This window comes from Streptococcus mitis (assembly GCF_003942795.1).
In the GTDB taxonomy this organism is placed as follows: domain Bacteria; phylum Bacillota; class Bacilli; order Lactobacillales; family Streptococcaceae; genus Streptococcus; species Streptococcus mitis_BJ.
The window spans coordinates 20,803-41,470 of sequence record NZ_RJNY01000004.1; the positions used below are offsets into that span (position 1 = coordinate 20,803).

The window sequence follows — 20,668 nt, forward strand, 5'->3', positions numbered from 1 at the left end:
AATTTAGATTTTTTAATGTATAATCTATTATATCAAAAATTTAGACAATATGTTTAAAAAAGGAGGAAATATGTTTAAAGAATGGAAAGCAATTTTCAAAAAACCGACATTCATTATTGTAATGATAGGAATTTCTCTCATTCCAGCTTTATACAATATCATATTTTTATCGTCAATGTGGGATCCATACGGTCAAGTATCGGAGTTACCTGTAGCAGTTGTTAATAATGACAAGGAAGCTTCTTATAATGGAAATACAATGGCTATAGGAAAAGACATGGTGTCTAATTTAAAAGAAAATAAGACTTTAGATTTTCATTTTGTCAATGAAGAAGAGGGGAAAAAGGGGCTAGAGGATGGCGAATATTATATGGTAGTGACTTTACCAAGTGATCTATCTGAAAAAGCTACTTCGATCCTAACAAATCACCCTGAACAGATGCAAATTGATTATCAAACTTCAAGTGGGCGTAGCTTTATTGCAAGTAAGATGAGTGATTCTGCAATGACACAATTAAAACAAACCGTCTCTACGAATGTAACTGAAACATACACCAAGGAACTATTTCAAAAAATGAGTGACTTGAAGTCTGGGATAAATAAAGCAGCTGATGGAAGTGAGAAACTGGCTAATGGAACTAATCAGTTAGCAAAAGGAAGTCAAACATTGACGACAAATCTCAATACTCTAGCTAACTCAAGTGTAACTTTTTCAAATGGAGCTAATCAATTTACAAAGGGATTGTCTGCCTATGTATCTGCCATAGAGCAATTACATCTTGGTTTAGGAACTTTTAATAGTGGTTTACAAAGTTATACAAATGCAGTTTCACAGGTTGACACTGGACTTGGTCAATTGGCCTCAAAAACTCCTGAATTGGTGGCAGGTGTAAATCAGCTGAATACAGGTATAAAGACCTATACAGGTGGAGTTTCACAACTCAATTCAGGTCTCAGTCAATTTTCGGTTGGTGTCAATGCTTATACAAGCGGAGTTGACAAATTATCTGTTGGTACAAACCAACTATCAAGTCAATCAGATACATTGAGAGACGGTATTACTCAATTAAATAAAGGAATCAAAGAAATATCCACACAATTAAATACTTCATCTCAACAGAATGAACAAATAACTCAATTAGCAACTAGTCTAGGAAAACTAAATAAAACACTACAAGCTCTTACAATATCAGATAATACTCAACTGAAAAGTACATTGTCAGAAGCTTTGCCAAATCTAACAACTCTTGCACAGGATATTGTGACCAAAAGTCAGGCAGAACAAGAGAAAACTCTTACTAACCTTCAATCAACAGCTACTTATCAATCTCTTACAGAGGAACAAAAGAAAGAACTGACAGAAGCTATTTCTAAAAATTCTAATTCTACTATTGAGTCAGCAAAAACAATTTTAACGACAGTAGGAGGATTGAAAGAAAGTATAGAGAATTCAGAACAACAAGTATCTAATCTATCTGATGTGCAGACGAAAGCAAATCAACTCTTACCTGCAGCATCTAGCTCCTTGACAACATTGTCAAATGGATTTACAAAATTGCAAACTGCTGTAGATAACCAGTTAGTTCCTGGAAGTCAGTCAATTGAAAGAGGAGTTGTAAACTATACTAAAGGACTGGATACTATTTCTATAGGTGCGAATCAACTAAGTGAAAAGAATGCAAGTTTAACAACTAGTCTAGATCAATTAGTTTCTGGATCAAGTAAGTTGACAGAAAATACATCAACCTTGACAGCTGGAGTAGATGCGTTAGCTGGAAAAACTCCAGAATTAGTAACAGGTATCGAAAAACTCTCATCTGGTTCTAGCCAATTAAATAGTAAGAGTCCAGAGCTAATAGCAGGTCTCACTAAATTACAATTTGGCTCTGGTCAATTAACAGATAAATCAACACAGTTACTTTCTGCAGCATCTCAACTCGGAAGTGGTGCTATGAAGATTGCAGATGGTGCTGGAAAACTAGCAGAAGGTGGAACAACCTTAACCTCTAGTCTTGAAGATTTACAGACAGGAGTTGATTCATTAGGACAAGGATTAGGCAATGCTAATAATCAACTTAAATCAGCATCAACAGAATCTAAAAATGCAGAAACATTATCTGAACCTCTAGTTCTCTCAAAAACAGATAACGACCAAGTTCCTGTAAATGGGATTGCCATGGCTCCTTATATGATATCAGTTGCTCTTTTTGTTGCTGCTATATCTACCAATATGATTTTTGCTAAGTTGCCTTCTGGACGTCATCCAGAGAGTCGTTGGGCTTGGTTGAAGTCTCGTTCTGAAATAAATGGGGTTATCGCTGTCTTAGCAGGTGTTTTAGTTTATGGAGGTGTTCATCTTATTGGATTGACTGCGAACCATGAGATGAGGACCTTGATTCTAATTATAATCACAAGTTTAGCTTTCATGTCTATGGTGACAGCTTTAACAACTTGGAATAGTCGTTTAGGAGCCTTCTTCTCTCTTATTTTGCTATTATTACAGTTAGCATCAAGTGCAGGGACTTATCCACTTGCTTTGACAAATGCTTTCTTTAAAGGTGTCAATCCTTGGTTACCAATGAGTTACTCGGTATCAGGCTTACGACAAACAATCTCTATGACAGGAAATATTCATCACCAAGTAATTTTCCTTATTATAACACTAGCTTTCTTTACTGCTTTAGGTATGCTAGCTTATCAACCTAAGAAAATGGAAGAAGATTAAAAAGATTGACCAATTCTTTGGTCAATCTTTTTCTGTCTTAGATAAATTTCGTCTGTGATTATAAATCCCAAAAAGAAGAAGGGCAGTTAGTGAGCAGGCTGCTCCAATAACAAAACCATTGGGGATAAAGGAAAGTGTAATGGTGCCTTTTCCCTTTGGAACATCAACTTTCATAAAACCAGTCTGAGCCTGCTTGATTTCAAGTTTTTTCCCATCTTGGTATGCAGACCAACCTTTGTCATAAGGAATAGTGAAGAAAATAGAGGTATCTTGTTTTACTTCATATGTAGCAAAGACTTTATTTTTAGAGGTGGATACTTCTACAGGTTGTTCTTTAATCTTTTGAATTGCCTCAGTAAGAGCCTGAGTATCTAAACGATAGAAGGTTGGAGATTCAAATGACACCTGAGAATTTCCAGGGAAACTAACACTGATATTGAAAGTTTTTTGTTCCTCAGTATAACCCAAATTAAAGAAATTAAAAGCATTGTCAGTTGTAAAAGTCTTCTTTTCACCGTTGACAAGGATGTCAACTTTCTTTTGCTTATCATTTGTAAAATGAAGATTTGAAAAAGAGAGATATACTTGACTATTTTGAGGAACCTCAATTTGATAATCAATCTTTGCATCTTCATTCGCAGAACCTGTGATGCTCGTTAAACCTTCAGAATTATCTGTTTTATCATATGCTATTTGAGAGAAGTAATCTAAGTTGAGATTAGCAAGCTGGTTTATAAATAAAGCCTGATTATCTAGAGTGTGATTGTTAAAGTTTACATCTGTGTAAATAGATTGAGTAGCAAAGGCAATGGGTAAAGAGAGTTGATTTTTATATAAGGTTAAATGATCCTTTTGATAAATTTCTTGAAAGCCATACTTATCAAGTGAAGTTTCAGAAATATTGTACTGGATTCCAAATAAACTATCTGCTAAAAGACTGTTATTAGCATAACGGAGATTGAGGTTAGTTCCAGAGGATTTGAATCCAAGTTTATCTAAACTAGTGCTAGCTGAACGATTTCGTACAGACGAAAATTGAGAGATTCCATTGTAGTTAAATTTCATACTGTCATTCCCAGTCTGAATTTGCAGTTTTTCAGTACGTGTAAATGGATTGTCAATTTGGTTTAGAATGGATTCCATAGCAGTGATATCTCTATTATAGGCGCTACGAGAAGCAAAGGCCCATTCTTTAGCTATTCCTTCCATTTGAGATGAAGCATTTAAGCTTATCTCAGCTGTTATAAATAAAGACAAAAGAATTGCAAATAGATTTATAGAGATAAATTTTCTAATGACTGCAAGAAGTAAAAGAGCATAAACTAGTAGAAATTCAAGAGTGAGCAGGATATTCAAATCAGTTAGAAAAGAATAGTGTGATTTAAAATAGACAGTAGCCAAAAATCCTGTTAGTACAAGAAAAAGTGAGACAAATATATTCCAGAGCTTCAGTTCTTTCAGACGATTTAAGACTTCTGCTGCAGTATAAATTAACAGAGTGGAAAAAATCCAAGCATAGCGATGCAAAAACATATTTGGTGTATGCATCCCTTGCCAAAATAAATCAAGTGCTTCTATGTAAAAACTTGTTATTAAAAAAGTAAAGAAAATTGCATAGGTAAGTTTCACGTGAAACCTTATAGATTTTATTGTGAAAAATAGAATGGTTAAAATAAAAGGGAGCAGTCCAACAAAAATCATTGGTATAGATCCATACTTAGTTGTATCAAAAGATCCAATGAATTGTTTTGCGAAAATATCCAGATACCAGCTACTATCTGTTTTTAATTTTGTGATGGCAGTTAACTTCTCACCATGAGTTTGTAAATCAAATAGTGTAGGAAGAGTCATAATCAAACTAGCCATTCCTGCTAAAAAGGAGGTAACAACAAAATCAATAAAAGATGATTTTCGAGTTTTAAAGTCCCAAGAAATTTGGCAGAGATACCAGAAAATAAGAAACAATGCTGTCATATACCCAAAATAATAATTTTGAATAAATAAGATTGACAAACTTGTAAAGTATAGTAGGCGCTTCTTTTGTGTTATAAGTAGGTATAAACCAGTTATAATTAAAGGAATCAAGATAAAAACATCTAGCCAGGTTTTTATCTCTAACTGACTGACAGTGAAGCTCATTAGAGCATAGGAAGTAGATAAGGCAAGTTTTAAAAATTTTGGGATATCTTTAAATAATCTAGTCAAACTAAAGAAGGTTGACAGACCAATCAATCCAAATTTTAAGAGAGTGGTCAGATAAATAGCATCTGGCATATTCGACAGATTAAAAAAGTAAACCATGGGTGAAAGAAAACTACCCAAGTAATAACTAGATAGAGCATAGAAATTCAGTCCGAGGCCACTTGTAAAGGTGTAAAACAAACTACCGTTTCCATGTAGAATATTCCGTAAAGCCACATCAAAAATAACGTATTGATGAAAACCATCTCCTAATAGTGGAGATGTATCGCTATTCCAGTAGATACCTTGAGTTAGGTATACTCCAGTCATAATTACTAAAGGAATGATGAAAGAAACAAAATAGGTCCAATATGTTTTAAAAAATGATTTCATGTTACCTCGTAGAATGATAGAAACCTCAGTTGGTTACCCCAACTGAGGTTTGAAGTCTTATTTAGTCTTTCCAAAGTTCTTTAACTTTTGCTTGTACTTCTGCATTTTCTAGGAATTCATCATAGGTTTCATCGATACGATCAATGACGCCATTCTTAGACAAAACAATGATATGGTTTGCCAAAGTTTGGATAAACTCGTGGTCATGACTGGCAAAGATGATTGATTCTTTAAAGTTTTTCAATCCATCGTTCAAGCTTGAGATAGATTCCAAATCCAAGTGATTTGTTGGATCATCAAGTACAAGGACATTTGATTTCAAGAGCATGAGTTTTGAAAGCATGACACGCACTTTTTCTCCCCCTGATAAGACGTTTACAGGTTTGTTAACCTCATCTCCAGAAAAGAGCATACGACCGAGGAAACCACGTAGGAAGGTATTGTCATCTTCTTCTTTACTTGCAAATTGACGCAACCAGTCAAGGATTGACTCTCCTCCTGCAAAATCAGCTGAGTTGTCTTTTGGCAAGTAAGAACGGCTAGTAGTAACTCCCCACTTGACAGTTCCTTCATAGTCGATGTCACCCATAATTGCACGAATTAATGCAGTCGTTTGGATGTCATTTTGTCCAATAAGAGCTGTCTTATCACCTGGACGCAAGATGAAACTAATATTGTCCAGGATAGTTTCACCATCAATCTTTACAGTTAGATTTTCTACTGTCAAGAGATCATTGCCAATCTCACGTTCTGATTTAAAGTTGATAAATGGATATTTACGACTAGATGGTACAATCTCTTCTAATTCAATCTTGTCAAGCATTTTTTTACGAGACGTTGCTTGTCTTGACTTAGAAGCGTTGGCAGAGAATCGAGCAACGAATTCTTGCAATTGCTTAATTTTTTCTTCCGCTTTGGCATTACGGTCTGCTAACAATTTAGCAGCAAGCTCAGAAGATTCCTTCCAGAAGTCGTAGTTTCCGACATAGAGTTTGATTTTTCCAAAGTCAAGGTCGGCCATATGAGTACATACTTTGTTTAAGAAGTGGCGGTCATGGGATACAACGATAACGGTGTTATCAAAGTCAATCAAGAAGTCTTCTAGCCAAGTAATGGATTGAATATCCAGACCGTTGGTTGGCTCGTCCAAGAGAAGAACATCTGGTTTGCCAAATAGGGCTTTAGCAAGGAGAACTTTCACTTTTTCACCATTGGCCAATTCGCTCATGTTTTGATAGTGCAACTCTTCTGGAATATTTAGGTTTTGAAGTAGTTGAGACGCTTCACTTTCTGCTTCCCAACCTCCAAGTTCAGCAAATTCACCTTCGAGTTCGGCTGCACGAACACCATCTTCATCGGAAAAATCTTCCTTCATGTAAATGGCATCTTTTTCTTTCATAATGTTGTAAAGTTTTTCATTTCCCATTATGACAACATCAATAACTCGCTCATCTTCATAGTCAAAATGATTTTGACGGAGAACAGAGAGACGTTCATCTGGACCAAGAGAGACGTGACCAGTTGTTGGCTCGATATCACCAGCTAGGATTTTTAAGAATGTAGACTTCCCAGCACCATTAGCACCAATTAATCCGTATGTATTTCCTTCTGTAAATTTGATATTGACATCATCAAAAAGTTTGCGATCACTAAAACGTAGTGAAACATCAGATACTGTAAGCAATGTTTTTCTCCTATAATATGTAATACATTTATTCTACTAGAAAAGAGAGAAATATTCAAATTTTTGTTTGTCAATTTTATGTCAATTAAGTTTACAGTTTTATTTACAATGAGTTAGTTGTTTGATTTAAATAATTTTCTGTTATTTTAACAAAAAAATGCTATAATTGAAGAGACCATTTCGAAGGAGAAAAAAATGACGAAACCCATTATTTTAACAGGAGATCGCCCAACAGGGAAACTGCATATTGGACATTATGTTGGGAGTCTAAAAAATAGAGTATTACTGCAGGAAGAAGACAAGTATGAGATGTTTGTTTTTTTGGCGGACCAACAAGCATTGACAGATCACGCCAAAGACCCTCAAACGATTGTAGAATCGATTGGGAATGTTGCCTTAGATTACTTGGCAGTTGGATTAGATCCAAGTAAATCAACTATCTTTATTCAAAGCCAGATTCCAGAGTTGGCTGAGCTGTCTATGTACTATATGAATTTGGTGTCACTAGCTCGTTTGGAGCGTAATCCGACAGTAAAAACAGAGATTGCTCAAAAAGGATTTGGAGAAAGTATTCCGACAGGATTTTTGGTTTATCCGATTGCGCAAGCAGCAGATATTACTGCCTTCAAGGCTAATTATGTTCCTGTTGGTACAGATCAGAAACCAATGATTGAGCAGACTCGCGAGATTGTTCGTTCTTTTAACAACGAATATAACTGTGATGTCTTAGTGGAACCAGAAGGTATTTATCCAGAAAATGAGAGAGCAGGGCGTTTGCCAGGTTTAGATGGAAATGCTAAAATGTCTAAATCCCTTAATAATGGTATTTATCTAGCAGATGATGCGGATACTTTGCGTAAAAAAGTCATGAGCATGTATACTGATCCAGACCACATTCGGGTTGAGGATCCAGGTAAGATTGAAGGAAACATGGTTTTCCATTATCTAGATGTGTTTGGTCGTCCAGAAGATGCTCAAGAAATTGCGGATATGAAAGAACATTATCAACGTGGTGGTCTTGGTGATGTGAAGACGAAACGTTATCTACTTGAAATATTAGAACGCGAACTTGGTCCTATTCGTGAGCGCCGTATCGAATTTGCTAAGGATATGGGAGAAGTGTACAATATGCTTCAAAAAGGTAGTGAGAAAGCGCGTGAGGTTGCGGGGCAAACTCTATCTGAAGTTAAGGGAGCAATGGGACTAAATTATTTTAAATTATAGATAAAATATGAATCGTAAAACTATCTCTTCCATAGGATCACAGGGATAGTTTTTTTATGATTTCTACCATAAATATAATTGACAAATTTTCATAGAATGGTATGATAGATACAATACAAAAAGAGTCAAGCTCAAAAAGAAAGAAAAGAGGAAACTTCAATGTCTAATTGGGATACTAAATTTTTTAAAAAAGGTTTTACCTTTGATGATGTATTGCTCATTCCAGCAGAAAGTCATGTGTTGCCTAATGATGCAGATTTAACAACAAAATTGGCAGATAATCTGACTTTAAATATCCCAATTATAACAGCCGCCATGGATACAGTCACAGAAAGTCAAATGGCTATTGCCATTGCTCGTGCGGGTGGTCTTGGAGTAATCCATAAAAACATGTCTATTGCGCAACAGGCAGATGAAGTTCGCAAGGTAAAACGTTCTGAAAATGGTGTTATTATTGATCCATTCTTCTTGACTCCAGAACACACGATTGCTGAAGCAGATGAACTGATGGGACGTTACCGTATCAGTGGTGTTCCGGTTGTGGAGACACTTGAAAATCGTAAATTAGTTGGTATTCTAACAAACCGAGATCTTCGCTTTATTTCAGATTACAATCAGCCAATCTCAAACCACATGACCAGTGAAAATCTTGTTACTGCTCCTGTTGGTACGGATCTTGCAACAGCTGAAAATATTCTTCAAGAACACCGTATTGAAAAACTTCCTTTGGTTGATGAAGAAGGTCGCCTTTCTGGTTTGATTACTATTAAAGATATTGAAAAAGTGATTGAATTTCCTAATGCAGCAAAAGATGAGTTTGGTCGTCTTCTAGTTGCTGGAGCGGTGGGTGTCACTTCAGATACATTTGAACGCGCCGAAGCCCTTTTTGAAGCAGGAGCTGACGCAATTGTTATTGATACTGCCCATGGTCACTCTGCTGGTGTTCTACGTAAAATTGCTGAAATTCGTGCTCACTTCCCAGACCGCACTTTGATTGCGGGTAATATTGCGACCGCAGAAGGTGCGCGTGCTCTTTATGATGCGGGTGTAGATGTTGTCAAAGTCGGTATTGGACCAGGTTCTATCTGTACTACTCGTGTGATTGCAGGGGTTGGTGTCCCACAAGTGACAGCAATCTATGATGCAGCAGCTGTTGCGCGTGAATATGGTAAAACAATCATTGCTGATGGTGGAATCAAGTATTCTGGAGATATTGTAAAAGCCCTTGCTGCAGGTGGAAATGCGGTTATGCTTGGATCAATGTTCGCTGGAACAGACGAAGCACCAGGTGAAACGGAAATCTTCCAAGGACGTAAGTTTAAAACTTACCGTGGTATGGGATCCATCGCTGCAATGAAGAAAGGTTCAAGTGACCGTTACTTCCAAGGTTCTGTCAATGAAGCAAACAAACTTGTTCCAGAAGGAATTGAAGGACGTGTTGCCTATAAAGGCGCAGCAGCTGATATTGTCTTCCAAATGATTGGTGGTATTCGCTCTGGTATGGGTTACTGTGGTGCAGCTAACCTTAAAGAATTACACGACAACGCTCAATTTATTGAAATGTCTGGGGCTGGTCTAAAAGAAAGTCATCCTCATGATGTACAAATCACTAATGAAGCACCAAACTACTCTATGTAAGTAGTAAAAAAGAACTCCTGATTTTCAGGAGTTCTTTTTGTTTACAGTGTTGTCAATTTTGATTTACAGAAATTTTACCGTTTTGAATATTGAAAATACTAAGGTTTTCTGGCAAGTTTTGTAAGTGGTCTAAACTTGTTGTTGTAATAAAGGTTTGGATAGATTGAGAAATGGTTTCTAGTAATTTTAGTTGCCGTGTATTGTCAAGTTCGCTCATAACATCATCAAGCAGTAGTATTGGAGACTCATTGGTAATACTTTCCATTAGCTCAATTTCTGCCAGTTTGATAGAAAGAACAAGGCTGCGATGTTGACCTTGGCTTCCAAAACTAGCATCCATACCATTGATATAAAAAGAAATATCATCTCGATGAGGGCCAACTCCAGTATTCTTTTTAAACAAGTCTCTTGATCTACTTTTATCTAAAGCCATTTTAAAAGAATTCGTTAGCTGCTCTTCATCAGTGAGGTTGACAGATGATTGATAAAATATTGACAACTCTTCTAATTGATTTGAAATTTCTAAGTGTTTTTTTTGACCAAATTTCTCTAACTCTTTAATGAATTTTATCCGATGCTTTATGACGCGACAACCATACTCTACTAACTGATCATCTAAGACTGACAGAAATGTTTCGTCAATCTTCTGGCTGGATTTTAGGTAAGTATTTCTCTGCTTGAGTATATGGTTATAGTTTGACAAGTCTGACAAGTAGATTGGTTTAATTTGTCCCAGTTCAATGTCTATAAATTTTCGACGAACAGAGGGGGCCCCTTTAATTAACTGGAGATCTTCAGGTGCAAAGAGGACCACATTCATATGTCCGATGTAGTCTGAGAGGCGAGCTTGCTTTAAGTGATTGACTTTAGTCACACGCCCTTTTGACGTTAAATCAATTTCTAGAGGAATAGAACCTGTTTTTTTCTGTAGCAAGCCAGAAAGATGGAGTTGCTCGTTATCAAAATGAATGAGATTTTTATCTGTACGAGTCCGATGACTACGTGTCAAGGCTAAGAAATAGATTGCTTCTAGAATATTGGTTTTTCCTTGTGCATTTTGACCTAGAAAGACATTTAATTTTGGATTGAAATCAATTTTTGCCTCTTTATAGTTTCGAAAGGTTTTAATTGTTAAATGTTGGAGCCACATGGTTATATTCCTGGAAAACGTGGAACTTGTTTGGTTTTAGGTGATGAAGAAGTTTTTTGTTTTTCTTTCTTGACACCTTTATTCATCTCTTTGACAAGTTTAGCAATTCGTTCTTTCTCAATCTTATCTGCTTGATACTCTTCTTGCTCTTTTAAACTTGGTTGTGTCAAGGTGATGTCAATCTTTAAATCAGGAATGTCAATCGTATCTCCAATACGGATTTTTTTCCCACGTCTACTTTCTAACTCACCATTAAAGTAAACTTGATGCTCCATTAGAAAGGATTTGATAGCGCCACCGCTGTGTATAATTCCAAGCTCTTTTAGGAGGGCTTGGAGCGTAATAAATTCTTCAAATAATTTGTATTCCATAATTCACCTCAATCTTTGGTATTATACCATATTTTCCTTGAAATAGCTGAAGGAAAGTTAGCTGAAATGAAAACGGTTTTACTCTTTAAAGCTATAAAGAGAACAAGAAAAATTTTGATTTTCGTGGTATAATAGAACTCTATATGTAAGGAGGTAAGGTATGGAATTAGTGCCTGGAATTTCAGCACATTTTGTTCAATCCAAAAAGTTTAAAACAAATAAAATCACTATTCGTTTTACTGCTCCCTTATCTCTTGAGACAATAGCAGGGCGCATGTTGAGCGCGAGTATGTTGGAGACGGCAAATCAAGCTTATCCCACATCACAAGCATTTCGCAGATACTTGGCAAGTTTGTATGGAACAGATATTTCTACGAGTGCTTATCGTAGAGGACAGGCGCATATTCTTGACTTAACATTTACCTATGTGCAGGATGATTTTTTAAGTAAAAAGAATGTCTTGATTTCTCGAATTTTGGAATTGGTCAAACAGACTTTATTTGCTCCCTTAGTTCAAGATGGTGCTTTTGAGCCAGCCTTATTTGAAATTGAAAGAAAACAGTTATTGGCTAGTTTAGCTACTGATATGGATGATTCATTTTATTTTGCTCATAAGGAGTTGGATAGCTTGTTCTTCCATGATGAGCGTCTTCAATTGAGATACAGTGATTTACGAAATAGCATTTCAAATGAGTCTCCGGAAAGTAGCTACACCTGCTTTCAAGATGCTCTGAAAAATGATCGAATAGATTTCTTTTTCTTAGGTGATTTTAATGAAGTAGAAATTACAGAATCGCTGAAGTCATTACCCTTTACAGCTAGAAAGAGTGATGTTGCCATCCAGTACCAGCAGTCTTATTCGAATGTCCTACGAGAGGGAATGGTTCAGAGGAATGTTGGGCAATCAATTTTGGAATTAGGCTATCATTCTTCTATAAAATATGGCGATGATGAGCATTTGCCCATGCTTGTTATGAATGGTTTGTTGGGTGAATTTGCACATTCGAAACTTTTTACAAACGTTCGTGAAAATGCTGGAATAGCCTATACAGTCTCTAGTCAATTGAATTTGTTTAGTGGTCTGTTAAGGATGTATGCGGGTATTGATAGAGAAAATCGAAATCAAGCTAGAAAAATGATGAATCATCAATTGCTAGATCTGAAAAAGGGCAACTTTACAGATTTTGAACTTGAACAAACCAAGGAGATGATTCGAAGATCTTTATTAATTGCTCAAGATAATCAACAGACCCTGGTTGAAAGAGTCTATTTGAATGTTCTATTGGGGAAATCAAGCTTTGATATGGATCGATTGGTGGCAAAATTAGAGAGTGTTGATAAAGAAGCGGTATGTAAAGCTGCCAACAGTTTGAAGTTACAAGCAATTTACTTTATGGAAGGAGTAGAATGACAAAGGCTATTTTTGAAGAAAAATACTATCCTGCTGTAAAGGAAACAGTCTACAAAACACAATTGTCAAATGGATTGACAGTTTCTTTACTCCCTAAACAAGACTTCAATGAGGTTTATGGGATTGTAACGGTTCAATTTGGTTCCGTAGATGCAACTTATACAAGTTTAGACAAAGGTTTACGTCATCATCCAGCAGGAATTGCACATTTTCTTGAACATAAATTGTTTGAAAGAGAAAATTCTGAGGATATGATGGCAGCTTTTACTCGATTAGGTGCAGACAGTAATGCCTTTACAAGCTTTACTAAGACCAGCTATCTTTTTTCAACAATTGACCATCTATTAGAGAATTTAGATTTGCTAAATGAGTTAGTCGGAGATGTTCATTTTACAGAAGAGTCTGTTTTGAGAGAACAGGATATTATCCAGCAAGAACGAGAAATGTATCAAGACGATCCAGACTCACGCTTGTTTTTTGCAACATTAGCCAACCTTTATCCTGATACTCCTCTAGCAACAGATATTGTTGGAAGTGAAAAATCAATTTCTGAGATTCAAGTTTCAAATTTAAAAGAGAACTTTACAGAGTTTTACAAACCTGTCAACATGTCATTGTTTTTAGTTGGAAATATTGATGTAAAAGTTGTAGAGAAATACTTTTCGAAAAAGGAAAAGAAGACTTTAGAACAGTTTACAGTTACAAAAGAGAAACTANCCTTGCAGCCTGTGAAGCAAACAGATAGCCTTCGGATGGAAGTTTCTTCACCCAAACTTGCTGTTGCTATTAGAGGAACTGGTCAAATAACGGAAGAGGAGTCTTATCGTTACAATATTTTATTGAAATTGCTATTTACGATGATGTTTGGTTGGACTTCTGACCGTTTTCAAAGGTTGTATGAGACAGGGAAGTTAGATGCGTCATTGTCACTAGAGGTTGAGGTAAATAGTCGCTTTCATTTTGTGATATTGACGATGGATACCAAGGAACCTGTTTCTTTGTCGCACCAATTTCGGAAAGCGATTCGTCAGTTTAGTAGTGATGCAGATATTACTGAGGAGCATCTCGATCTTGTTAAGAGTGAGATGTTTGGAGAATTTTTCAGTAGTATGAACTCCTTGGAATTTATTGCAACTCAATACGATCCGATGGATCGCGGAGAAACAATTTTTGATTTTCCGAAAATTTTACAGGAAATTACTTTGGAGGATGTTCTAGAAGCTGGACATCGTTTGATTGATAATGGTGATCTAGTTGATTTTACAATCTTTCCAGCTTAAAAGATGACTAATACTAGAAAGAAGGAATGGTACGTATGAGAAAAAAAACAATTGGCGAGGTTCTACGTTTAGCTAGAATTAACCAGGGATTGAGTTTAGAAGAATTGCAGGAAAAAACTGAAATTCAGTTGCATTTTCTAGAAGCTATGGAGGCGGATGATTTCGATCAACTTCCTAGCACCTTCTACGCTCGTTCTTTTTTAAGAAAATATGCCTGGGCAGTAGAGTTGGATGAAAGAATTGTTTTGGATGCCTATGATTCAGGTAGTATGATCACTTATGAAGAGGTAGATGTCGATGAAGAAGACTTGTCTGGTCGCAGACGATCAAATAAGAAAAAAACGTCTTATCTCCCCTTGTTTTATTTCGTTCTATTTGCTTTGTCGATTTTAATTTTTGTGACTTACTATGTTTGGAACTACATCCAAACTCAGCCAAGTTCTTCTTCAGCTATTTATAGTGTTGTGAGCTCAACTAGTTCCACAACCTCATCTAGTTCATCTTCTAGTAGTCAGACGTCTAGCTCATCTTTTACTACGGAATCAACTATTACAGTGTCAGGCGAAGGAAACCGCATTGAAGCTCTCTATAAAACGAGTAAGGAAACAGCTACTGTTCAGCTGGCAGTTTCAGATACGACTAGCTGGGTTAGTGTTTCGGGAAGTGAGTTGGAAGGTGGTGTGACACTATCCGCAGACAATAAGAATGCAAAAACAACAGTTTCAACGAAAGATTCTGTAACTATTACTTTGGGTGTGGTAAAGGGAGTTACTGTGACTGTGGACAATCAAACGATTGATACTTCGAAGCTGACAACTCAGACTGGAACTGTAACACTTACATTTACTACAGATTAAGGAAAAAGCAATGAAAAAAGAACAAATTCCTAATGTATTAACAATTGGTAGAATTCTCTTTATACCTCTCTTTATTCTTATTTTGACTTTGGACCATTCACAAGGTGGCCACCTGCTGGCAGCGATTATCTTTTCAGTTGCTAGTATAACGGATTATCTCGATGGTTACCTTGCTCGTAAATGGAATGTGGTTAGCAACTTTGGAAAGTTTGCAGATCCAATGGCGGATAAGCTGTTGGTTATGTCAGCTTTTATCATGTTGATTGAGTTGGGTATGGCTCCAGCTTGGGTTGTTGCTATTATCATCTGTCGTGAACTTGCGGTGACAGGCTTGCGTTTGTTGCTCGTTGAGACGGGAGGAACAGTTCTTGCGGCAGCGATGCCAGGGAAAATCAAGACCTTTAGTCAGATGTTTGCCATTATCTTTTTGCTCTTACATTGGAATTTAATTGGTCAGCTGTTGCTTTATATCGCTTTGTTTTTCACTATCTACTCTGGCTATGATTATTTCAAGGGTAGCGCTCATGTATTCAAAGGGACATTTGGTTCGAAATGAAATCGATTATTGAAGTAAAAAATCTGTCTTTTCGTTACAAGGAAGATCAGGATCATTATGATGTTAATAATGTCTCGTTTCACGTGAAACGGGGGGAATGGCTTTCGATTGTAGGTCATAATGGGAGTGGGAAATCGACAACTATCCGTTTGATTGATGGATTGCTTGAAGCAGAGTCTGGGGAAATCTGGATAGATGGGCAATTGCTGTCCTCTGAGAATGTTTGGGACTTACGCCGTCAAATTGGTATGGTTTTTCAAAATCCAGATAACCAATTTGTGGGGGCAACTGTTGAAGATGATGTCGCCTTTGGCTTAGAAAATCAGGGACTTCCTCGAGAAGAAATGAAGAAGAGAGTGGCTGATTCTTTGGAGTTGGTAGGGATGCTGGACTTTAAGAAGAGAGAACCAGCTCGTTTATCTGGTGGACAAAAACAGCGGGTGGCCATTGCAGGAGTTATTGCCTTGAGGCCAGCTATTCTAATTCTGGATGAGGCTACAAGTATGTTGGATCCTGAGGGACGACGAGAACTGATTCAGACAGTTCAAGAGATTCGAAAAGACCATCAGATGACAGTCGTCTCCATTACACATGACTTAGAAGAAGTTGCGATGAGTGACCGTGTCTTGGTCATGAAAAAAGGCCAAGTGGAGTCAACCAGCAGCTCAAGAGAACTTTTTTCTCGGGCTGACCTTGACCAGATAGGGTTAGATGAGCCTTTTGCTAATCAATTGAAAGAATCTTTGAGAGAGACTGGTTATCAGTTGCCGGATGGTTATTTGACAGAAGGAGAGCTAGAGGACAAGCTATGGGAATTACTCTAGAAAATGTGAGCTTTACCTATCAAGAGGGGACTCCCCTATCTTCATCAGCCTTGACTGATGTTTCTTTGACGATTGAGGACGGTTCCTATACAGCTTTAGTAGGGCACACAGGTAGTGGGAAATCAACGATTTTACAGCTTTTAAATGGCCTATTGGTACCAAGTAAGGGTTCTGTTCGAGTTTTCGATACCGTCATTACCCCTACATCAACCAATAAAGAAATTCGTCAGATTCGAAAGCAGGTTGGTCTAGTGTTTCAATTTGCTGAAAATCAGATTTTTGAAGAGACTGTTTTGAAAGATGTTGCATTTGGACCGCAAAATTTTGGAGTTTCTGAGGAAGAGGCCAAGAAAATTGCGCGTGAAAAGTTAGCCTTGGTAGGCATCGATGAGTCACTCTTTGAGCGCAGTCCTTTTGAACTTTCGGGTGGCCAAATGAGACGTGTGGCTATAGCAGGTATGCTAGCCATGGAGCCAACTGTCTTAGTTTTGGATGAGCCAACAGCAGGGCTAGATCCTCTGGGCAGAAAAGAATTGATGACCTTGTTTAAAAAACTCCACCTTTCTGGAATGACAATCGTTCTGGTAACGCATTTAATGGATGACGTAGCTACGTATGCTGATCAGGTCTATGTTATGGAAAAGGGGCGTTTAGTCAAAAGTGGTAAACCGAGCGAAGTTTTCCAAGATGTACCCTCTATGGAAAAAGTGCAGTTAGGTGTGCCTAAAATCACAGCCTTTTGTAAACGTTTGGCAGATAGAGGTGTAGCTTTTAAAAAACTGCCAATCAAGATAGAGGAGTTTAAGGAGTCGCTAAATGGATAGTATGATTTTAGGGCGTTATATACCGGGGGATTCCATCATTCATCGCTTGGATCCACGTAGTAAATTGCTTGCTATGATCCTGTTAATTTTGATTGTATTTTGGGCCAATAATCCTCTCACCAATCTCATTTTGTTTATAGCAACAGGTATATTTATCGCTTTGTCGGGCGTTTCCCTCTCATTTTTTGTTCAGGGATTAAAATCCATGTTTTTCTTGATTGCTTTTACGACTCTATTTCAGCTCTTTTTCATTTCAAGTGGAAATGTCTTATTTGAGTTTTCTTTTATAAGAATAACGGATTATGCTTTGCAGCAAGCTGGGATTATTTTCTGTCGTTTTGTGTTGATTATTTTCTTTTCAACCTTGCTAACCTTAACGACCATGCCTTTGAGCCTGGCAGCCGCAGTTGAAGCTCTTTTAGCACCTCTGAAACGCGTGAAAGTTCCCGTTCATGAAATTGGTCTCATGTTATCAATGAGTTTGCGTTTTGTTCCAACCTTGATGGATGATACGACGAGAATTATGAATGCTCAAAAAGCTCGTGGAGTTGACTTTGGCGAAGGTAGCATCGTTCAAAAAGTAAAGGCTATGATTCCAATTTTAATTCCTCTGTTTGCTACGAGCTTAAAGCGTGCAGATTCATTGGCAATAGCCATGGAAGCGCGTGGTTATCAGGGAGGAAAGGGTAGAAGCCAGTATAGACAGTTGAGATGGAGTCAAAAGGATACACTGGCAATTCTTGTGATTTTGGTACTGGGATGTTTCTTATTTTTCTTAAAATCTTAGCAGGTTTGTAGGATTGATAAGAAGCTCACTGTAGCAGATTTTTAGTATAAAGGTAGGAATATGAACCGTTTTAAAAAATCAAAATATCTAATCATCGTTTTTGTCACAGTTCTGGCAGTTTCTGTACTATTAGTGACAACCTATTCAAGCACTATTGTGACGAAACTAGGAGATGGGATTTCTTTAGTGGATAGAATTGTCAAAAAACCCTTTCAGTGGTTTGACGATTTCAAATCGGATTTGGACCATTTGACGCAGACTTATAATGAAAATGAAAGCTTAAAAAAGCAACTCTACAAACTAGAAGTGGAGTCTAATCAATTAGAAAGTTTAAAAACTGAAAATGAACAACTACGTCAGTTGCTGGATATGAAGTCAAAATTGCAGGCTACAAAAAACATAGCAGCAGATGTGGTTACGCGCTCACCGGTATTTTGGAAGCAAGAGTTAACGATAGATGCAGGAAGTTCAAAGGGTGCTTCTGAAAATATGTTGGCCATTGCAAATGGGGGCTTGATTGGCAGTGTTTCAAAAGTGGAGGATCATTCAACGACTGTCAACCTGTTGACAAATACCGAAAATTCGGATAAAATTTCCGTTAAAATCTTGCATGGTTCTACTGAAATTTACGGAATTATCGTTGGTTATGACAAAGAAACCGAACTTCTTAAAATTAGTCAATTAAACAGTAACAGCGACATTAGTGCTGGAGATAGGGTGACTACAGGGGGGCTTGGAAACTTTAATGTTAAGGATATTCCTGTTGGAGAGGTTGTTGCTACAACTCATAGCAGTGATTATCTAACACGAGAGGTAACAGTAAAGTTAAGTGCTGATACTAAAGATCTTCATGTGGTAGAGCTAGTGGGGAATTAACAATGAGACTGTTAAAACAAGTTGGTATTTTCTTTTTACTTCCTTTTCTTGTGCTAATTGATGCACATATTGGTCAATTAGTAGAATCCTTTTATCCACATTTTCACTTAGCCAGTCATTTCCTGTTTTTATTTCTCTTGTTTGAGACAATTGAGGTATCAGAATACTTCTATCTAGCTTATTGCTGTATAGCAGGTTTGGTGTACGATATCTATTTTTTCCACTTGATAGGAATTGCGACACTTTTATTTATCTTGATAGGTGCCTCACTTCACAAGTTTAATAGTGTGACTTTGTTGAACCGTTGGACGAGAATGTTAACAATAGTTGTGATGAGCTTCCTATTTGATATGGGTAGTTATCTCCTGGCCCTTGCTATGGGACTGACAGTAGAATCAATGCCAGTTTTCATTGTCTACAGTCTTGTCCCATCAATGATTTTAAACTTTTTGTGGATGGTGATTTTCCAGTATATTTTTGAAAAATATTATCTATAAGAAAGAAATAAAAATGTAACAAAGGCGTAATATTTATTATGTCTTTTTTTGGTATACTAGTAATGTCTTAAATAGAAGGAGTATCTACACAATATGAAGAAAAAAATCTTAGCGTCACTTTTATTAAGTACAGTATTAGTGTCTCAAGTGTCGGTGTTAACAACTGTTCACGCTGAAACAACTGATGAAAAAATTGCTGCTCAAGATAGTAAGATTAGTGACTTGACAGCTCAACAAAAAGAAGCTCAAAAACAGGTAGATGAAATCCAAACGCAAGTTACAGCTATTCAAACACAGCAAACAAACTTGCAAGCTGAAAATGAAACACTACAAGCGGAATCTAAAAAACTTGAAGGAGAAATTACAGAGCTCTCTAAGAACATTGTTGCTCGTAATGAATCTTTGGAAAAACAAGCACGTAGCGCACAAACAAACGGTGCTGCAACTAGCTATATCAATACAATTGTAAATTCAAAATCAATTACAGAAGCTATTTCCCGTGTTGCGGCTATGAGCGAGATTGTGTCGGCTAACAACAAAATGTTAGAGCAACAAAAAGCTGATAAAAAATCAATCTCAGAAAAACAAGTTGCAAATAATGAAGCAATCAATACTGTAATTGCGAACCAACAAACGCTTGCTGACGATGCACAAACATTGACAACAAAACAGGCGGAGTTAAAAGTTGCTGAGTTGAACCTTGCTGCAGAGAAAGCTACTGCAGAAGGCGAGAAAGCTACCTTGTTGGAACAAAAAGCAGCAGCAGAGGCAGAAGCGAAGGCAGCAGCTGAAGCAGAGGCAGCTTATAAAGCACGTCAAACAAGTCAACAACAATCAGTTGTTGCTTCTGGAAACACAAGTTTCTCAGCTCAAGTGCAAGCAACATCTACATCAGCGTCAGCATCAGCATCTGACGACGAGGACTCAAGCTACACTCCAGCACCTACTCCAGCACCTACTCCAGCACCTACTCCTACTAGACAGCGTCCAACATACAGTACAAATGCTTCAAGTTATCCAACTGGTGAATGTACTTGGGGAGCTAAAACATTAGCACCTTGGGCCGGAGATTACTGGGGTAACGGAGCACAGTGGGCTACAAGTGCAGCTGCTGCAGGATTCCGTACAGGCTCAACACCACAAGTTGGTGCGATTGCATGTTGGAATGACGGTGGATATGGACACGTAGCGGTTGTTACAGCTGTTTCATCATCAACTAGCATTCAAGTATCAGAATCAAACTATGGTGGAGATCGTACAATCGGTAACAAACGTGGATGGTTTAACCCAACTACAACATCTGAAGGTTATGTTACTTACATTTATCCAAACTAATGAATGAAACGAAGAGGCTCGATTTGAGTCTCTTTTATTATTTTTTATCGAAAGC

17 protein-coding genes are annotated in these 20,668 nt (G+C 37.2%); 13 read left to right on the top strand and 4 right to left on the bottom strand.

Translation table 11 applies throughout. The features are described from left to right. Nucleotides 1-70 precede the first annotated feature (70 nt). The gene (locus D8847_RS02805; RefSeq protein ID WP_125840527.1) at nt 71-2,725 is read left to right on the top strand and encodes a YhgE/Pip domain-containing protein; all 2,655 of its coding nucleotides are present in this window, start codon (nt 71-73) and stop codon (nt 2,723-2,725) included. A 21-nt stretch (nt 2,726-2,746) separates the two neighbouring features. On the opposite strand, the gene D8847_RS02810 is transcribed toward D8847_RS02805, so the two are convergent. Next, entirely contained in the window at nt 2,747-5,299 is a 2,553-nt protein-coding gene (locus D8847_RS02810; RefSeq protein ID WP_125840528.1) for a YfhO family protein, read from the bottom strand. Between the two features lie 61 nt (nt 5,300-5,360). Continuing rightward, nucleotides 5,361-6,983 carry an ATP-binding cassette domain-containing protein gene (locus tag D8847_RS02815; protein ID WP_125840529.1) on the bottom strand — a complete coding sequence of 541 codons (1,623 nt, stop codon included), beginning with the start codon at nt 6,981-6,983 and terminating at the stop codon, nt 5,361-5,363. A 195-nt stretch (nt 6,984-7,178) separates the two neighbouring features. Here D8847_RS02815 and trpS point away from each other — a divergent pair, with 195 nt between their 5' ends. Both trpS and guaB read left to right on the top strand, forming a co-directional pair. After that, a complete protein-coding gene (gene trpS, locus D8847_RS02820; protein ID WP_125840530.1) occupies nt 7,179-8,207 on the top strand; it encodes a tryptophan--tRNA ligase in 1,029 nt (342 codons plus the stop codon). Nucleotides 8,208-8,366: 159 nt separating this feature from the next. After that, entirely contained in the window at nt 8,367-9,845 is a 1,479-nt protein-coding gene (guaB, locus tag D8847_RS02825) for an IMP dehydrogenase (protein WP_125840531.1), read from the top strand. Between the two features lie 52 nt (nt 9,846-9,897). Here guaB and recF read toward each other — a convergent pair whose 3' ends face one another. Further along, on the bottom strand, nt 9,898-10,995 hold the full coding sequence (gene recF, locus D8847_RS02830; protein WP_125840532.1) for a DNA replication/repair protein RecF: 1,098 nt from the start codon (nt 10,993-10,995) through the stop codon (nt 9,898-9,900). A 2-nt stretch (nt 10,996-10,997) separates the two neighbouring features. Further along, nucleotides 10,998-11,366: a S4 domain-containing protein YaaA gene (gene yaaA / locus D8847_RS02835; protein WP_125840533.1), complete on the bottom strand. Its 369-nt coding sequence runs from the start codon at nt 11,364-11,366 to the stop codon at nt 10,998-11,000. Nucleotides 11,367-11,526: 160 nt separating this feature from the next. Here yaaA and yfmF point away from each other — a divergent pair, with 160 nt between their 5' ends. The 10 genes from yfmF (at nt 11,527) to pcsB (ending at nt 20,613) form a co-directional block, all read left to right on the top strand. Next, a complete protein-coding gene (yfmF, locus tag D8847_RS02840) occupies nt 11,527-12,777 on the top strand; it encodes an EF-P 5-aminopentanol modification-associated protein YfmF (RefSeq protein ID WP_125840534.1) in 1,251 nt (416 codons plus the stop codon). Beyond that, complete coding sequence (gene yfmH, locus D8847_RS02845; RefSeq protein ID WP_125840535.1) at nt 12,774-14,057, top strand: EF-P 5-aminopentanol modification-associated protein YfmH; 1,284 nt, start codon at nt 12,774-12,776, stop codon at nt 14,055-14,057. Before yfmF ends, yfmH begins: the two co-directional genes overlap by 4 nt. A gap of 35 nt (nt 14,058-14,092) precedes the next feature. Continuing rightward, the gene (rodZ, locus tag D8847_RS02850) at nt 14,093-14,914 is read left to right on the top strand and encodes a cytoskeleton protein RodZ (protein WP_185757907.1); all 822 of its coding nucleotides are present in this window, start codon (nt 14,093-14,095) and stop codon (nt 14,912-14,914) included. A 10-nt stretch (nt 14,915-14,924) separates the two neighbouring features. Beyond that, nucleotides 14,925-15,470 (top strand): CDP-diacylglycerol--glycerol-3-phosphate 3-phosphatidyltransferase, encoded by a 546-nt coding sequence (gene pgsA, locus D8847_RS02855; RefSeq protein ID WP_125840537.1) that lies wholly within the window; start codon nt 14,925-14,927, stop codon nt 15,468-15,470. Next, a complete protein-coding gene (locus tag D8847_RS02860; protein ID WP_125840538.1) occupies nt 15,467-16,294 on the top strand; it encodes an energy-coupling factor ABC transporter ATP-binding protein in 828 nt (275 codons plus the stop codon). Before pgsA ends, D8847_RS02860 begins: the two co-directional genes overlap by 4 nt. After that, nucleotides 16,279-17,118: an energy-coupling factor transporter ATPase gene (locus D8847_RS02865; protein ID WP_125840539.1), complete on the top strand. Its 840-nt coding sequence runs from the start codon at nt 16,279-16,281 to the stop codon at nt 17,116-17,118. The genes D8847_RS02860 and D8847_RS02865 overlap by 16 nt, the downstream gene beginning before the upstream one ends. Continuing rightward, nucleotides 17,111-17,905, top strand: coding sequence for an energy-coupling factor transporter transmembrane component T family protein (locus D8847_RS02870; RefSeq protein ID WP_000377881.1), 795 nt, complete (start codon nt 17,111-17,113; stop codon nt 17,903-17,905). Before D8847_RS02865 ends, D8847_RS02870 begins: the two co-directional genes overlap by 8 nt. A 60-nt stretch (nt 17,906-17,965) precedes the next feature. Then, complete coding sequence (gene mreC, locus D8847_RS02875) at nt 17,966-18,781, top strand: rod shape-determining protein MreC (protein WP_125840540.1); 816 nt, start codon at nt 17,966-17,968, stop codon at nt 18,779-18,781. Between the two features lie 2 nt (nt 18,782-18,783). Continuing rightward, on the top strand, nt 18,784-19,278 hold the full coding sequence (mreD, locus tag D8847_RS02880; RefSeq protein ID WP_001237923.1) for a rod shape-determining protein MreD: 495 nt from the start codon (nt 18,784-18,786) through the stop codon (nt 19,276-19,278). A gap of 93 nt (nt 19,279-19,371) precedes the next feature. Then, a complete protein-coding gene (gene pcsB / locus D8847_RS02885; protein ID WP_125840541.1) occupies nt 19,372-20,613 on the top strand; it encodes a peptidoglycan hydrolase PcsB in 1,242 nt (413 codons plus the stop codon). Nucleotides 20,614-20,668 lie beyond the last annotated feature (55 nt).

What these genes read in the sequence shown, in the direction of transcription:
- D8847_RS02805 (WP_125840527.1), top strand. Translation starts at nt 71, where the DNA reads ATGTTTAAAGAATGGAAAGCAATTTTCAAAAAACCGACATTCATTATT.
- D8847_RS02810 (WP_125840528.1), bottom strand. Translation starts at nt 5,299, where the DNA reads ATGAAATCATTTTTTAAAACATATTGGACCTATTTTGTTTCTTTCATC.
- trpS (WP_125840530.1), top strand. Translation starts at nt 7,179, where the DNA reads ATGACGAAACCCATTATTTTAACAGGAGATCGCCCAACAGGGAAACTG.
- guaB (WP_125840531.1), top strand. Translation starts at nt 8,367, where the DNA reads ATGTCTAATTGGGATACTAAATTTTTTAAAAAAGGTTTTACCTTTGAT.
- recF (WP_125840532.1), bottom strand. Translation starts at nt 10,995, where the DNA reads ATGTGGCTCCAACATTTAACAATTAAAACCTTTCGAAACTATAAAGAG.
- yaaA (WP_125840533.1), bottom strand. Translation starts at nt 11,366, where the DNA reads ATGGAATACAAATTATTTGAAGAATTTATTACGCTCCAAGCCCTCCTA.
- yfmF (WP_125840534.1), top strand. Translation starts at nt 11,527, where the DNA reads ATGGAATTAGTGCCTGGAATTTCAGCACATTTTGTTCAATCCAAAAAG.
- rodZ (WP_185757907.1), top strand. Translation starts at nt 14,093, where the DNA reads ATGAGAAAAAAAACAATTGGCGAGGTTCTACGTTTAGCTAGAATTAAC.
- pgsA (WP_125840537.1), top strand. Translation starts at nt 14,925, where the DNA reads ATGAAAAAAGAACAAATTCCTAATGTATTAACAATTGGTAGAATTCTC.
- D8847_RS02860 (WP_125840538.1), top strand. Translation starts at nt 15,467, where the DNA reads ATGAAATCGATTATTGAAGTAAAAAATCTGTCTTTTCGTTACAAGGAA.
- D8847_RS02865 (WP_125840539.1), top strand. Translation starts at nt 16,279, where the DNA reads ATGGGAATTACTCTAGAAAATGTGAGCTTTACCTATCAAGAGGGGACT.
- D8847_RS02870 (WP_000377881.1), top strand. Translation starts at nt 17,111, where the DNA reads ATGGATAGTATGATTTTAGGGCGTTATATACCGGGGGATTCCATCATT.
- mreC (WP_125840540.1), top strand. Translation starts at nt 17,966, where the DNA reads ATGAACCGTTTTAAAAAATCAAAATATCTAATCATCGTTTTTGTCACA.
- mreD (WP_001237923.1), top strand. Translation starts at nt 18,784, where the DNA reads ATGAGACTGTTAAAACAAGTTGGTATTTTCTTTTTACTTCCTTTTCTT.
- pcsB (WP_125840541.1), top strand. Translation starts at nt 19,372, where the DNA reads ATGAAGAAAAAAATCTTAGCGTCACTTTTATTAAGTACAGTATTAGTG.